A 16,069-nucleotide genomic window follows, 5' to 3' on the forward strand; every position below is an offset into this window, starting at 1 on the left:
ATGTATATCAAACCTTCTCGCAAACGTGCGCTGGCGACGGATCAACCTCTCCTGCACAGCGATCACGCAAGGCCGAAAACCCGGCGTGAGTTCATCGCACAGGGTTTTATGACGGGCGCGGCCACCCTTTGCGGCGCGTCCGTGTTCAGCCTGTTCGCCAATCCACGGCAGGCGGCGGCAGCGCTGTCTCCAGACCTTGAGGACTGGAAAGAATCCTGCGGCATCGCCTCGGCGGGCGCGGGCAAGATTCCCTTTATCTGCTTCGATCTGGCCGGCGGCGCCAACATTGCCGGCTCGAACGTGCTGATGGGCAAATCCGGCGGCCAGTTCGACTTCCTGAGCACGGCCGGCTACAACAAGCTGGGGTTACCGGGCACGATGCTGCCCAATGATCCTGCCTTCGTGAACCAGGAGTTCGGCCTGGCGTTTCATTCCGACAGCGGTTTCCTGCGGGGCATGCAGGACAGCACGTCGGTTGCCGCCCGTGGTTTCATCAATGGCGCCATCATTGCCGCCCGTTCCGAGAACGACACCGGCAACAACCCTCACAACCCGATGTATGGCATCAGCAAGGCGGGCGCTGACGGTGAACTGCTCACACTGGTCGGCTCACAGAGCTCAGAGAGTGGCGGCAACTCGATGGCGCCCATGAGCCTGATCAACCCTCAGGTGCGCCCCACCAAGATTGACCGCCCGAGCGATGTATCCGGCCTGGTGGACGTGGGCGACCTGACCGCCATTCTGGATCAGGACGATGCCGTCGCCGTGATGGAGTCCATCCAGCGCATCAGCCGCAAGAAACTGGACAATGTCGATACCACACTTGTCACCAGAGACGATGTGGTGAAGGACCTCGTCAACTGCGGCTATGTTAAAAGCGCAGACCTGACCGAACGTTTTGCCAACCCTGCGGATATCGACCCCTCTGCGGACCCGGACATCGTAGGTGGCATTTTCACCGAAGCCCAGTTCAACGAGAACTCACGCCTCGGCCGGGAAATCCGCAAAACCGCTGCGGTGATGAAACTGGTGCAGAATGGCTACGCTGGCGCCGGTACCGTCACCCTCGGAGGCTACGACTACCACACCGGCGAACGCGGCACCGGTGAAGAGCGGGACTACCTGGCGGGCCGTTGCATGGGCGCCTGTCTTGAGTACGCGCATCGCACGCAAACCCCGCTGATGCTGTACGTGTTCAGCGACGGTTCCGTGTCGAGTAATGGTCGGTTGGACGAATCCATGGCCGGCCGCGGCAAAGGCGAGTGGACGGGTGACAACCAGCAGACGGCTGCTTCGTTCTTCCTGGTATACAGCCCGGCGGGCCAACCCACGGCCCTCACCAACCAGATCGGCTTTATGCGCTCGGACGCCTCCGTGGAAACCGCCTCAAGCCCCGCCGCCAACAACGTAAACCAGTTGGTGCAAACGGTATTGCTCAACTACATGGCGCTTCACGGGGAACAGGGTATGTTCGAGAATTCGGATCGGTTCCCCAATCATGGCCTCGGGAACCAGGCAAGCCGGGATCGGCTTATTGCCCTACAACCGATTGTGTAAACCGATGTGGCCGGGCCTGCGGGCCCGGCCACATCTCCCTGCATCACGAGCCTTCCGGCGCCACCAACCCATCCGAATAATGCACCTGACGCTGCTCATCAATGATAACGGCGTCGATGCCCTTTAACCGATTGACCATTTCAAGCCCCTTCGCCGCCCCAAGCACAAAGACCGCCGTGGACAGGCCATCGGTTGTGATGCTGTCGTCGCCGAGGATAGTCACACTCTGCACGCCTTTTACCGGTTTGCCGGTCGCCGGCGAGAGAATATGATGGACACGCTCGTTATTGTCGTCGAAAAAGAAGCGTTCGTAATCGCCTGACGTCGACACCGCCACGTCGGTCAGCGGCAGGACCATGGCATTGCGTGATTCAGATCGGGGGTCCCGGATACCCACTATCCAGGGCTTTCCCCGTTTGTCCCCCAGTAACCGCAAGTCGCCCCCAGCGCTCAATCGTGCCTGGCGAATGCCGAACGACTTAAGGATGTCGATACCGCGATCAACCGCATACCCTTTGGCAATGCCTCCCAGGTCCAGCCGCACGCCTTCATTAAGGAATCGGACAGTATTGGCACTGGGGTCCAGTACCACGGACCTGTAGTTCACCTTTGCCAGACCTTCCGCCAGCTCTTCGTCGGAGGGCTGTTGTCTGGAGCGAAAATCGTACAGGTAGCCGATGGAACCGAAACTGATGTCGAAGGCACCATGGCTCAATTCTGAAATCCGCAGCGCCTGCTGAAGCACCGTAAAAAGACTGTCGCTCACTTCCACCGGGGCGCTGGCCGCCTCGCGATTTACCCGGGACAGTTCGGAATCCTCCCGATAACGGCTCATCTGGTGGTCAATCCGGTCGAACATCGCCAGTACCGCGTCTCCGGCCTCACTCGCCATGGCCGGATCCTCAGACCAGAACTCCATCTCGATGGCGGTGGTCATTGCCGTGCCGCTCACACGCACCCATTCGGCATGGGCTGGCATGGCCACGGTCACCAGCGTAGCCAAACCCCACGCCAGCATCCGTTCAACCACCCGCATACTCAACCGTCCGTTGCTCACTGCCCGCCCTCGTTTTGATATCCATGTTTTGATCGTTGTCTTTGAAGTCTCTGAAGAATATGACGACTCATCCCCTCTACGCCCCCCTCATCCCCCCGGCTACGCCAACAAAAAGTGCGTCAGGAGGATGAACGGCCGGGACCATCGTCGCACTATGCATGAAAGCTATTCCAGCGGATGCTTTCCGCTATCACAATAACAATCTTTCACCGCCAGGGTGTTAAGCGAGGCAAGATGATGAAGAACCCGGACTGGTGGCGTGGCGCCGTCATTTATCAAGTTTATCCACGCAGCTTCTACGATTCCAATGGCGATGGCATTGGTGACCTGCCTGGGGTAACCGCCAAACTCGATTACATCGCCAGCCTGAACGTGGATGCCATCTGGCTGTCGCCCTTCTTTACCTCGCCGATGAAGGATTTTGGCTACGACGTGTCTGACTATCGCGGCGTGGACCCGATATTCGGCACCATCGAGGATTTCGACGAACTCATAGCCGAGGCCCACAAACGCGACCTGAAGATCATGATCGACCAGGTGTTGAGCCATTCTTCCGATCAGCATCGTTGGTTTGCTGAAAGCCGCGCCAGCCGTGACAATCCAAAAGCCGACTGGTACGTGTGGGCAGACCCGCAAGCCGACGGCACACCACCCAACAACTGGCTGTCTGTTTTTGGCGGCTCCGCCTGGGCCTGGGACAGCCGCCGCAAGCAATACTACCTGCACAACTTCCTGACCAGCCAACCGGACCTGAATTTCCACTGTCCTGACGTGGTTGAACAGGTGCTGTCAGATGTAAAGTTCTGGCTGGACCGGGGCGTTGACGGCTTCCGCCTGGACGCCATCAACTTCTGCTTCCACGATCCGGAACTTCGAGACAACCCGCCCAGCAACGCCGTTGCCGAGGGCTCCATTGGCGTGCGCAAGGAAAACCCCTACGCCTACCAGTTCCACAAATACGACAAGACCCGCCCGGAAAACCTGGCCTTTCTGCAGCGCCTGCGTGCACTGCTCGACCAGTACCCCGGCACCACCACCGTCGGTGAAATCGGCGACGACAACTCGCTGCAGACCATGGCGGAATACACCAGTGGCGGCGACAAGTTGCACATGGCCTATTCCTTTGACCTGCTGACGGAGCAGCATGGCGCCGACTTCTTTCAAAAAACCGTCGACTCCATCGAGAAAAAACTGACCGACGGTTGGCCCTGCTGGGCCATCGGCAACCATGATGTTTCACGGGTTGCTACCCGCTGGCAGGCACGTACACCCCAGCAGTTGAAAGCCTATATGGCAATGCTGCTGACGCTCCGTGGCAGTGTCTGCATCTATCAGGGCGAAGAACTCGGCCTGACTGAGGCGGAACTGGAGTACAAGGACCTGGTGGACCCCTACGGCATCAATTTCTGGCCCGAATACAAAGGCCGGGACGGTTGCCGCACCCCCATGGTGTGGGACAACAAAGAAGCCAACGGCGGCTTCTCCAATGCACGCCCCTGGCTGCCGGTTTATGATGATCACTACAACGCAGCGGTCGCCGTTCAGCACGGTCAGGACAATTCGATCCTGCAGGCATATCGAACATTCCTGGGCTGGCGTGCGCAGCAACCGGTGCTGCTCAAGGGCGACATCGACTTTCTGGATAGCCCGGAAAACACCCTGGTTTACACCCGGACTTATGAAGGCACCACCCTTCTGGTGGCCCTGAACCTGACAGATAACCCGGTTCGGATCACAGCCCCGGCTGCGGGCCAGTCAGTCAGCGGTACGCCTGATTTCGTCGGCGGCTCGTGGCATGACAACGAGCTAGAACTGCAGCCCTGGGGTGTGGAGATTGCAACACTCTGAATTCGCTTTCACTGATCAAACAAGAAGACATACGTTATGGCCAGCGTCACATTAAGAAACATCTGCAAGAGTTATGACGAAACCCAGGTCACCCGCAATGTGAACCTGGATATCGACGACGGTGAATTCGTGGTGTTTGTCGGCCCCTCCGGGTGCGGCAAATCCACCCTGCTGAGAATGATCGCCGGGCTGGAGGACATCACCTCCGGCGACCTGTATATCGGTAACGACAAGGTCAACAACCTCCCTCCCAAGGAACGGGAAGTGGGTATGGTGTTCCAGTCCTATGCGCTATACCCCCATATGAACGTGGCGGAAAACATGGCATTCGGGCTCAAGCTCGCCAAAACCGACAAGGCCGAGATCGACCGTCGCGTAAACGATGCCGCCAAACTGCTGCAACTGAACAACCTGCTGGAACGCAAACCCAAGGATCTGTCCGGTGGTCAGCGCCAGCGGGTCGCCATCGGGCGCACCATCGTGCGTGAGCCGACGGTATTCCTGTTCGACGAGCCCCTGTCCAACCTCGATGCGTCCCTGCGGGTGCAGATGCGCATCGAGATCTCCCGACTGCACAAGCGCCTGGACGCCACCATGGTGTACGTCACCCACGACCAGGTGGAAGCCATGACCATGGCCGACAAGATCGTCGCTCTGGACAATGGCTCTATTGCCCAGGTCGGCAAGCCCATGGAACTTTACCACTACCCTGCTACACGGTTTGTGGCTGGCTTTATCGGTTCCCCGAAGATGAACTTCATCGACTGCACCGTGGAGAGTGCCAGCAGCCAGTCCGTGACCGTTACCATGCCCGGCAAGCACTCCCTGGAGTTGCCCATCAATGGCCATGAGCTGACCGCTGGTGAATCCGTTACCGTAGGTATTCGCCCGGAGCACCTGAGCAACGACGACGAAGCGGATATGTACCTGGACGGCGAAGTGACCGTGGTGGAGCGGCTGGGCTACCAGACTCTGGTGCATATGGACGTGAACGGCGTGGATGGCGTCATCACCATGCGCACCGACGGCAGCGACCCGGTCCAGGAAGGCTCGAAAGTCACCCTGGGCATCAAGGCCATCAAGTGCCACCTGTTCCGCGAAGATGGCAACGCCTGCCCCCGGCTTTACCGGGAGCCCTGCATTGATTTCTGATCTACTCTGACACCTTTTCAGGGGCCGGTTCCGTCACGTACCGGCCCCTTTTTTTGTCTTTTCAATCCATCCTTGGTCCAACTCGACCCAACCCACGCCGACCGCTAAACAAGCTTGTAGGTACTCCCGAAACACGCTTTGAATACGTCCCTGTACGCTCGGCTCCGCCATCCATGGCTCCGCACGGTTTCGGAAGTACCTACAAGCGTGTTCAGCTATCAAGGTGGTGGCCGCAAAGACCGAGGGTATTCACAGCGTGTTTCGGGAAACCCTACGTCACTGTTCAGCGGGCAGGTAGCATCAGGTAGCGGCTGGGAAAATAAAAAAACCCGGTCAGCAGGGGGGGGGATATTAGCCTGACCGGGTCGCGAAGTGCGGAAAATGAAGACGCATTTCTCGCGGAAGGGCCGCCCGGGATCATCCGTGGCGGCATAGGAGAACAATTCATTCAGTCCAGCGGCATCAACCCTTGACGCCGCCAGCAGTAAGCCCGCCAACAATCCATTTCTGGCAGTACAGGAAGATCAGCGTGATGGGCAGGCCCGATAGCACGGCGGCGGCGGCAAAGTCGCCCCACAGATAGTTCTGCTCGTACAGGTACTGCTGAGCGCCGACCGCCAGGGTCAGCTTGTCGGTGTCCACCAGCAGTACGGACGCCATCGGGTATTCCATAATGGTCATAATGAACGCCAGGATGAACACCACCACCAGAATTGGAACCGACAACGGCAGCAGGATGTAGCGGAACGCCTGCCACGTCGTCGCCCCGTCCACGATGGCGGCTTCTTCCAGGGAGCGATCGATGGAATCGAAGTAGCCCTTGATGGTCCAGATATGCAACGCCATGCCCCCGAGGGAGGCCACAATCACCGCACCGTGGGTATTCAGCCCCAGCCAGCTTACGTGATTGCCAATCTGGTCAAACAGGGCATACAGCGCCACCAGCGAGAGCACCGGCGGGAACATCTGGAAGATCAGCATCGACTTGAGCACAAAGCCCTTGCCGGCGAAACGCATACGGGCGAAGGCATAGGCACTGGTGGTCGAGAGGGCCAGGATCATCACCGAGGAGATCACCGCGATCTTGATGGAGTTCCATAGCCACAACAGCACCGGGAATGGCGGTTGGGTCACCGTACCGTCTTCCCCGGTGTAGGGAATGCCCAGCGCCAGATACCAGTGCTCCAGCGAGGGGTTCTCCGGCAGCAGGCTTCCGGCTGCAAAGTTACCGCTGCGGAAGGAGATGGAAATCACCATCAGCAGCGGGAACAGGATGATCACGATAAAGCCCAGCATCCCGAGATGGGACGCCAGAACGCGATACTTGGTGGAGCGGGGTTGAACCATTGCCATGGGTAGCTCCTTACACTTTGACTTTGGACAGTTTCAGGTTGATCAGCGACAGGGCGCCAACCACCAGGAAGATGGCTGTGGCAATCGCAGCCGCCAGGCCAAAGTTCTGTCCGGAATCCTGGAACGCGATGCGGTAGGTGTAGCTCACCAACAGGTCTGTGGTGCCTGCGGGCGTGCTTGCGCCGATAATATCGGGCGCGCCACCGGTCAACAGCGCAATCAGGACGAAGTTATTGAAGTTGAACGCAAAGCTTGCGATCAGCAAAGGCATCAACGGTTTGATGATCAGCGGCAGCGTGACATTGAACAGATTGTTCACCGGCCCTGCCCCATCCATGGCGGAGGCCTCGTAGAGATCCCGTGGAATGGCCTGTAACAGGCCCATGCACAGCAGCATCATGTACGGATACCCCAGCCAGGTATTGACGATCAGGATCATGGTTCGCGCCAGCGCCGGGTCGCTGAACCAGTCGGGTCGCAGGCCGAACAGGCCTTCCAGTACCAGGTTGATCTCACCGAAGTTCTGGTTGAACAGTCCCTTGAATACCAGGATCGAGATAAACGCCGGTACCGCGTACGGCAGGATCAGCATGGTGCGGTAAAAGCCCTTGCCGCGAATCTGGTCCCACTGCAGAAGGTTCGCCAGCAACAGCCCGAGTGCCAGGGTGAACACCACGGTTGCCACGGCAAAGGACAGCGTCCATACGAAGATCTCAAAGAACGGCCCGCGAATGCTCGGGTCGGACACCACCTTCAGGTAGTTGTCCCAGCCGATGTTCACGGTCCACCCCGGCGACAGTGTCTGACCTTCCGCACTGCGGTAGAAGCCGGTGTCGTGGTCCGGGAAGTAGGTCACGTCGGTCTGGTTGTTGGTGATGCTGCCGTTGTCGTGCAACGTGAACTGGGCGTTGATGGCCGCAAAGGCACGCAGGCTGGCCATGCTCAGCTCGCGCCCGTCTTCGGTCAGCAGGTCCAGCTCCGACAGTTCCGATCGCAACTGAATGATGTCGCGAATGGCCAGCGGCTCGCCAGCAGGCTTATCCGAAGCGGGTAAAACCGGCGCTCTGGTGTCGGAGCCGTCCAGCGCCAGCGGGGCCGATACCAGGTTCTGGTGTTGGCCCTCAAGGTAGATCACATAACCGGCATCGGTGTTGAAAAGCTCATAGTTATAACGGACGGAATCGGACTGGTAGGTCCGGTCCATCAGGTTGTCCTTAACCTGCTCGAAACTCAGCAAGTTGCTGGCACTGTAGTTGGTAAAACCGATACCGACGGTGTACATCAGCGGGAAAATAACAAACACCGCCATACCGGCTACCGCAGGGAAGATGTAGCGATGGGCGTAGAGTTTCTTGTTCACGAATACAAACACCGCTGATGCCGTCAGCACCAGGAACAGCATCGCGAACACGAACTCCTGCTGGGCATACAATGCCAGTATCAGGTAGAGCGCCATGCCCACCAACGCGGCCAGGGCACCCCACTTTAAAATCATTCGGGTCATTGGAAGTCTGCTTTCGGTTCCGGGGGAGGACAGGGTTTCCGTTATCATTGTAGTCAGCCCGTTTAAAGCCGTCGCCAACGTCTGGCGAGGGCAGGTTTGCAACAACAGGTCAGCACGGCTGGGAGAACCATCGGCACGTCGGCCGACGGCACTCCCATCAGGGGCATTACCGGGTAATGCGCTGTGCTGCTGAGTTCAGGGCGTCCTCAACGGGCTGTCTTCCAGAAGTGATGTTCTGCAGAGCCGGCCCCATGGAGGACCAGAACGCGCCCATGGCAGGCACACTCGGCATGGGTTCACCCAACTGGGCGTTTTCAAACGTCGCCGCAATATTCGGGTTGGACGACAGCTCGTCCATAAATTCCTTGTTGGCCACGGCTCCCAGGGGAACGTCGTTGTTCACCATCTTCAGGCCCTTGACGGACAGCGCGTAGTTCTCAAGAAACTCTACCGCCAGGTCCTTATTGGGGCTGGCCGTGTTGAGGGTGGCCGCCATCACGCCAACCATAGGCTTGCTGGGCTGGTCATCGACGGTGGGCAACTTGGCAACGCCAAAGTCAATGTCGCTCTTCTCCAGGTTACCCCAGGCCCATGGGCCGTTGATCATCATTGCGGTTTCGCCCTTGTTGAAGCTGGACTCCATGGCGCTGTAATCCGCACCGCGAGGCATCACGCCTTCTTCAATCAGGGTTGTGAGCATGTTGGCGCCCTTCATGGCACCCTCGTTGTTCACTCCGGTGTCCTTGACGTCGTAACTGCCGTCGTCGTTCTGGGCAAAAATGTAGCCTCCGGCCGCGGCAATCATTGGCCAGGTGAAATAGGTGTTGTTGTAGTCCCAGAGGATGGCGCGCTTCCCATCTTCCGCCAGTTGCTTGTGGATGGCGGGAATGTCCTCGAAGGCGGTTGGCGGCTCGGGCACCAGGTCTTTGTTATAGATCAGACCAATGGACTCCACGGCCATGGGGTAACCGTACTTCTTGCCGTCGACGGTTACGGCATCCCAGGTGAAATCGAAGTTTTCACCGATAACACGCTGTGACGGCTTGACCTCAGAAATGATGCCGCTTTGCGCCCACTCGCCGAAACGGTCATGGGCCCAGATAAAGATGTCCGGGCCATTGCCCGTGGCGGCGGATTGCTGGAACTTGTCGGTGGCACTATCGGGGTGAGCCACTTCAACGGGAATGCCGGTTTCCTCGGTAAACCAGTCGCCCACTTCCTGCAGGCCATCATAGCCCTTGTCCCCATTAATCCAGACCAGGAGTTTGCCTTCCTCGATCTCGGCGTGGGCGGGCGCAGACAGCCCAAACGTTGCTGCAACAATGGCAGCGGCCATTGCACTGCGGTTAAGGGAAATGCGGATAAAAGTTCGACGATTCATCAGGTGTTTCCTCTGCTTGTTCCTGCCTTATTCTTGTTGTCCGCCCTGACACGAGGTTGGCCGGGCGGGCTGAACGCAAATCTTTTTATTGCGAGTAACCGAACTGTGTTGCAATTTGCTGTTGCTGGCATCAGCCCTGATTTCATTCCCTGAGGCGTAGAACGGGGGAGTAGTGAGGCGTAGTGAATTCCGTCTACCACCCTCCGTTCAGGTCTGGTTTGATTGGATAACCACAACAATAAATGGAACCGGAGCCCATTGCATGAGACAGACCCCGAAAAAAATCAGGTTTACCGCCAGCCTTGTGACGTGCCTCTCGCTTGCCGGCTGCGCCGGTGGCCAGTTCGAGACTGCCGCCCCACCCTCGGACAACCGCGCTGTTTCAACCGGCGGGATGTGCACCGCCACCCAGGCAGAGATGACCGTTACCGTCGGCAATGCCTTCAAAGACGGCGACTGGGTGCGAGACTACTACAGTGGCAACAAGGCACAGGTGACAAATGGCCAGGTCACCCTCACCCCGGCCCCGGACGCCGAAGGCCTGTTACTGCTGGAAGCCGTCGACGCTCCGGAGCAGAGCTTCACCTGGGCGGGCGCGACTGTCTACTTTACCGTGACAGATCGCTTTGCCAATGGCCGCACCGACAACGACCTGAACTACGGCCGCAAGCCCGACGGCAAGGATGAAATCGGCACCTTCCACGGCGGGGATTTCGCCGGCCTGACACAGAAGCTGGACTACCTGAAGGATCTCGGCGTCAATGCTGTCTGGGTCACCCCACCGTTCGAGCAGATTCATGGCTGGGCTGGCGGTGGTGACCAGGGGGACTTCCAACACTATGGGTACCATGGCTATTACGCCCTGGACTTCACCCGCCCTGACGCCAACTTCGGCACCCGCGAGGAATTCCGCACCCTGGTGGAAGAAGCCCATGCCCGCGGCATCCGCGTGGTCATGGACGTGGTTATGAACCACCCGGGCTGGGCCAACTGGTGGGGCAAGGACTGGGTTCGCGCCGGCATCGGCGACTACGACACGCCGCCCAAAGCCTCCATCGATCCGGTACGGGGCTCCCTCGCCTTCCTGCCGGATTTCAAGACGGAATCCGATAAAGCGGTGGACCTGCCCATTTTCCTGCAGAACAAGGAAAACACCCGCGCCACACAGCTTGAAGACGCCACCGTCCGGGATTATCTGGTCACCTGGCTGACCGATTGGGTGCGCGAGTTCGGTGTTGATGGTTTCCGGGTGGACACCGCCAAGCACGTGGAGCCGGAAGCCTGGAAACAACTGAAAACCAAAGCTCAGGATGCACTGGACACCTATCGCGCCAATAATCCCGGCCAGCCGTTGCCAGCGGAGGAATTCTGGATGGTCGCGGAGGTATTCCCCCATACAGTGACCCGAAGCAGCTACTTTGATGCCGGATTCGACGCCGTCATCAACTTTGACCTGCAGGAGGAAGCCCAGGCCGGTGCAGCTTGCCTGCCCGCCATGGAGCCCATCTACAGCGAGTATTCCGACAAGATGCACGGCGACAAACCCTTCAACGTCATGAGCTATATCTCATCCCACGACACCCAGCTGTTCAGCCGCATTGCCGACAACAAACCGGCGATGCAGAAGCGGGTCGCCGCCGCCTTGCTGTTTACACCAGGCACCAGTCAGATATTCTACGGAGACGAATCCGGCCGCGCTTTCGGGCCCACGGGATCTGATGGCCACCAGGGCACCCGTTCGGACATGAACTGGGCCGACATCGAAAATGGCACGGCACAGCCGGTCCTGTCCCACTGGACAAAGCTGGGCCAGTTCCGGGCACGTCACCCGGCAATTGGTGCCGGGGAACACAAACAACTCAGTACCAAACCCTACGTCTTTTCAAGAACCCACGGTGACGACCGGGTGGTGATCGCCTTCGGCAAGGAGTAATCGTGCAAAACACCCAAACAGCAGGATTCACACCGGAAACACCCCTGATTCTGGGAATGATGCGGCTCCATGACCATCCCAGCCTCACGCAACCCGCCCGGCTTGCGGACTGGATTGCCGCGCGACTGGATGACGGCCTGAACGTGTTCGATCATGCCGACATCTACGGTGGTGGCGAGTGTGAACGGCTGTTCGGGGATGCATTACGGGCTCACCCGGCCCTGGCCCAAAACCTGCAGGTGATCACCAAGACCGGCATCGTACCGGCCGACCGGGACACCTCGCAGTGGCGGGTCAAACACTACCGGGCCGAAGCAGATTATGTGGAAAACGCGATCAACAAGGCCATCGCCTCACTGGCGGTAGAACAGATTGACACCTTTCTGATTCACCGTCCTGACCCGTTGATGCAGGCCGAGGACGTCGCGCGAGTGCTGGAAGCGGCGGTGTCCGCGGGCAAGATTCGCCAGATCGGCGTCTCCAACTTCCTGCCCGAGCAATGGCGATGGCTGGCCCGGAACACCGAGCTACCGCTGGTGTGCAATCAAAGCCAGTTATCCCTGGCCCACACCGATCCGTTATTCGACGGCACACTCGAAGCCCACCTTGCCGACGGGCTGCGCTGGCTCGCGTGGTCTCCGCTGGGCGGTGGCGGCCTGGCGGACCGCATCCCGGCAGAACTGATGGATGAGGCTCGTGAAGAAACCGGTCTGGACGACACCGGCCTGGCCATCGCCTGGTTACGGCAAATTCCCGGTACGCCCGTGCCGGTACTGGGCTCAATGAATTCTGAACGCATCCGTTCAGGCCTTCAGGGCGCCCAAAGCACCATGCCACGCGCACTCTGGTACAGTCTTCTCGAGTCGGTTCGCAAAACGTCGGTTGCCTGAACTCCGACGTTACTGCAACGTCCATCAACGCCTGACAATTCGTTACATAAACTTCCACCTTAGTCCGATTGTTGCTTTTGCAGACACCCGCGACACTGGCCCTGATCCACAACAACAATATCAGGGCCCACATTACCGGCCCGGCGCGCTCAAGGAGGCCTGTGCCAATGCTCTGCAAGAAGCTGCTTCTCTCTTTCTCACTGACCCTGCTTGCGGCGATGCCTGTTGCCGCAGAAGCCCTGAAAATCGGACTTAACTACCCTCAAACTGGCCGCTACAAGGATCAGGGCCTGCAACAACGCCTGGGGGCATTTCTGGCGGTTGATGAAATCAACAAAGCCGGCGGCATTATGGGGCGTGAAGTGGAACTGGTGATACGCAATACCTCCGGTGAACCAGACAAGGGCGCCCAAAACACCGCTGAGCTGATCGACAGCGAGGGAGTGCAGATGTTGTTTGGCGGCGTTTCCAGCGCAGTGGCCATTGCCTCTGGAAAAGCAGCAAGGGACCGAAACCGACTCTACTTTGGAACCCTGACCTACTCCAACGCCACCACCGGTGCCGCCGGCCACAGCCACATGTTTCGCGAACCCTATAATGCCTGGATGACTGCGAAGGTATTGAGCCAATACCTCAATACCCAGCATGCCGGCGACGAATACTTCTACATCGCGGCAGACTACACATGGGGCTGGTCGGTGGAGAAGTCGGTCCGAAAATTCACCAATACTGAAAACACCGAGGCCCACAAGGGCGTAAAGACACCCTTCCCTCGCGCGTTGATTACCGATTTTCGCCAGGCTTTGGAACAGGCGGAACAAAGTGGCGCGAAGGTCCTGATGATGGTGTTGTTCGGCGACGACATGGTGCGCGCGCTGAACGTAGCCTACGAAATGGGTTTGACGAAGAAAATGCAGGTGGTGGTACCCAACCTCACACTCGGCATGGCCCGCCAGGTAGGCCCGACCATTATGGAAGGTGTCATTGGCGGATCGCCCTGGGTGTGGAGCGTCCCCTACCAGTACAACTACGCTCGCGGTAAGGAATTCGTAGAGGCCTTCTCAAGCCGCTACGAGATGCGCCCCTCCACCGCGGCGGCATCTGCCTACAGCATCGTCTACCAGTACAAGGAAGCCGTGGAAAGAACCGGTACCACGGACACACGCCAGCTTATTCGAGCCCTGGACGGCCATCGGTATACGTTCCTGAAGGACGAGCAGTACTGGCGTGATTTTGACCACCAGAACATCCAGACGGTCTACGTTGTGAAGGTTAAGCCCCGCAATCAGATCATGGAAGACGAGTACTCGGCTGACTACTTCGAAATCATCGATTCCATGCCCGGCGATGAGGCCGCCCAGACTCGCGAGGAATGGGAAGCCAGGCGCAAGGAAGCCGGGCAGCCACTCACCCTCTAGGTCCGTGGCGATGTCACGGTGTCAGGTCTGCCGCTGCCCGAGGAAACTCGGGACAACGGCAGGGCACTACAGGTATCTGATTTTCTGAGTGACTACTCGAACTGCCTTGGGACTCAGCTCTCGCGAGCCTCTTCCCAGGTTTTCAGCAGTTCTTCGTAGCGAACGGTTTTCCCTTTCGGCTTTTCGTTATCCAGCTTCGGTTTGGGCGCGCCCGGCTGATCCAGCCAGTACTGGGGATCACGCGGCTCGTTCAGCTTGGGACCACAGGTATCCTGGACACTGGCACGTTCGAGACGCTCCATGACGCGATCCTGTGCCTGCGCCAAGCCGTCCAGTGCTTTCTGTGGCGTTGCTTCGCCACTTGCTGCCTGGGCAATATACTGCCACCAGAGCTGAGCCAGCTTCGGATAATCCGGTACGTTGGTACCCGTCGGCGACCACTGAACGCGGGCCGGGCTACGATAGAACTCCACAAGACCACCGAGCTTGGGCGCCATTTCGGTCATGGCGTCCGATTCGATGTCAGACTCGCGAATTGGCGTGAGACCAGCGATGGTCTTTTCCAGGGAAACGGTTTTGGACACAGTGAACTGGGCATACAACCAGGCCGCAAGGCGACGCTTTTCAGGCGTGGACTTCATGAAGGTCCAGGAGCCCACGTCCTGATAACCCAGCTTCATGCCTTCTTCCCAGTAGGGCCCACGTGGCGAAGGGGCCATGCGCCACTTCGGAGTGCCGTCTTCGTTGACCACTGGCAGCCCGTCTTCGATCATGCTGGCGGTAAATGCGGTATACCAGAAAATCTGCTGGGCAACGTTGCCCTGCGCTGGCACTGGGCCGGCTTCGGAGAACGTCATGCCCTGCGCTTCCGGCGGCGCGTATTTTTCCAGCCAGTCAACATACTTGGTGGTGGCGTATACCGCAGCCGGCCCGTTGGTCGCGCCGCCTCGGCTGACGCTGGCACCAACAGGGTGACACTCATTCACCCGGATGCCCCACTCGTCAACGGGCAGACCGTTCGGCAGACCCTTGTCGCCAGCACCGGCCATGGAGAACCAGGCATCCGTGAAACGCCAACCGAGTGATGGGTCTTTCTTGCCATAATCCATGTGGCCATACACACGCTTGCCATCAATTTCCTTCACGTGCACGGAGAAGAACTCGGCAATGTCTTCATAGGCTGACCAGTTAACCGGAACACCCAGCTCATAGCCGTAGATATCCATGAACTGCTTCTTGAGGTCTTCGCGCTCGAACCAGTCGGCACGGAACCAGTAAAGGTTGGCAAACTGCTGATCAGGCAATTGATAAAGCTTGCCATCCGGGCCAGTGGTGAAATCGAGACCAATAAAATCATCCAGATCCAGTGTCGGCAGAGTCAGATCCTTGCCTTCACCGTTCATAATGTCCTCAACGGGCATCACTTTGCCATAGCGGAAGTGGGTGCCGATCAGGTCTGAGTCGTTGACCCAGCCATCGTAGATGTTCCGGCCGGACTGCATCTGTGTCTGCAGCTTCTCGATAACATCGCCTTCCTGGATCAGTGTGTGAGTCAGATTGATGCCGGTAATCTCACTGAATGCTTCAGCCAGAACCTTGGATTCGTATTCATGAGTGGCAATGGTTTCCGAGACGACGTTGATGTCCATGCCCCGGAACTGCTTGGCAGCCTCGATGAACCACTCCATCTCTTTCATCTGCTCTTCTTTGCTCAGAGTCGATTTCTTGAAAGACTCGTTGACCCACTTCTTGGCGGCATCAGAATACTGATCTGCACTGGCCTGAAAACTGAGCCCCAATCCTACAGAGCCGATCGCAGCGCTCAGAAGGAGGGTTTTCGGATACTTATTGTTCTTGAACATATCCAACCTCGTTCGTCTTGTTTTGGTGTGTTCGAAACGCGACAGCTTGAGCCAGTACGTTTCGGCTTTCCCTATATAGCGTTTTGACCGCTATTCCTGGAAACGGAGCCGAAC

The 16,069-nt window shown here is 58.4% G+C and carries 11 protein-coding genes; 6 read left to right on the forward strand and 5 right to left on the reverse strand.

From position 1 onward, the window contains the following. Complete coding sequence (locus AC13D2_RS15060; RefSeq protein ID WP_300498903.1) at positions 1–1,557, forward strand: general secretion pathway protein GspF; 1,557 nt, start codon at positions 1–3, stop codon at positions 1,555–1,557. Between the two features lie 43 nt (positions 1,558–1,600). Here AC13D2_RS15060 and AC13D2_RS15065 read toward each other — a convergent pair whose 3' ends face one another. Next, positions 1,601–2,593 (reverse strand): FAD:protein FMN transferase, encoded by a 993-nt coding sequence (locus AC13D2_RS15065; protein WP_300498905.1) that lies wholly within the window; start codon positions 2,591–2,593, stop codon positions 1,601–1,603. A gap of 255 nt (positions 2,594–2,848) precedes the next feature. Here AC13D2_RS15065 and AC13D2_RS15070 point away from each other — a divergent pair, with 255 nt between their 5' ends. After that, a complete protein-coding gene (locus AC13D2_RS15070; protein ID WP_482938858.1) occupies positions 2,849–4,462 on the forward strand; it encodes an alpha-glucosidase family protein in 1,614 nt (537 codons plus the stop codon). Positions 4,463–4,498: 36 nt separating this feature from the next. Continuing rightward, entirely contained in the window at positions 4,499–5,614 is a 1,116-nt protein-coding gene (gene malK, locus AC13D2_RS15075) for a maltose/maltodextrin ABC transporter ATP-binding protein MalK (RefSeq protein ID WP_292049364.1), read from the forward strand. Between the two features lie 462 nt (positions 5,615–6,076). Here the strand turns inward: malK and malG are convergent, their stop codons facing one another. The 3 genes from malG to malE form a co-directional block, all read right to left on the reverse strand. After that, positions 6,077–6,967 carry a maltose ABC transporter permease MalG gene (gene malG, locus AC13D2_RS15080; RefSeq protein WP_041335489.1) on the reverse strand — a complete coding sequence of 297 codons (891 nt, stop codon included), beginning with the start codon at positions 6,965–6,967 and terminating at the stop codon, positions 6,077–6,079. Between the two features lie 10 nt (positions 6,968–6,977). Beyond that, entirely contained in the window at positions 6,978–8,471 is a 1,494-nt protein-coding gene (gene malF / locus AC13D2_RS15085; RefSeq protein ID WP_300498912.1) for a maltose ABC transporter permease MalF, read from the reverse strand. Positions 8,472–8,637: 166 nt separating this feature from the next. Continuing rightward, positions 8,638–9,852: a maltose/maltodextrin ABC transporter substrate-binding protein MalE gene (gene malE / locus AC13D2_RS15090; RefSeq protein ID WP_482938859.1), complete on the reverse strand. Its 1,215-nt coding sequence runs from the start codon at positions 9,850–9,852 to the stop codon at positions 8,638–8,640. Positions 9,853–10,114: 262 nt separating this feature from the next. On the opposite strand from malE, the gene AC13D2_RS15095 reads away from it, so the two are divergent. From AC13D2_RS15095 to AC13D2_RS15105, 3 genes are all read left to right on the forward strand, one after another. Further along, positions 10,115–11,785, forward strand: a complete 1,671-nt coding sequence (locus AC13D2_RS15095; RefSeq protein ID WP_482938860.1) for an alpha-amylase — start codon at positions 10,115–10,117, stop codon at positions 11,783–11,785. A 2-nt stretch (positions 11,786–11,787) separates the two neighbouring features. After that, complete coding sequence (locus AC13D2_RS15100; RefSeq protein WP_300498949.1) at positions 11,788–12,675, forward strand: aldo/keto reductase; 888 nt, start codon at positions 11,788–11,790, stop codon at positions 12,673–12,675. A gap of 167 nt (positions 12,676–12,842) precedes the next feature. Next, positions 12,843–14,093, forward strand: coding sequence for an ABC transporter substrate-binding protein (locus AC13D2_RS15105; RefSeq protein ID WP_292049368.1), 1,251 nt, complete (start codon positions 12,843–12,845; stop codon positions 14,091–14,093). Between the two features lie 113 nt (positions 14,094–14,206). On the opposite strand, the gene AC13D2_RS15110 is transcribed toward AC13D2_RS15105, so the two are convergent. Next, complete coding sequence (locus tag AC13D2_RS15110; RefSeq protein WP_292049370.1) at positions 14,207–15,955, reverse strand: ABC transporter substrate-binding protein; 1,749 nt, start codon at positions 15,953–15,955, stop codon at positions 14,207–14,209. Between the last annotated feature and the right edge of the window lie 114 nt (positions 15,956–16,069).

The organism is Marinobacter sp. B-12 (assembly GCF_056857915.1).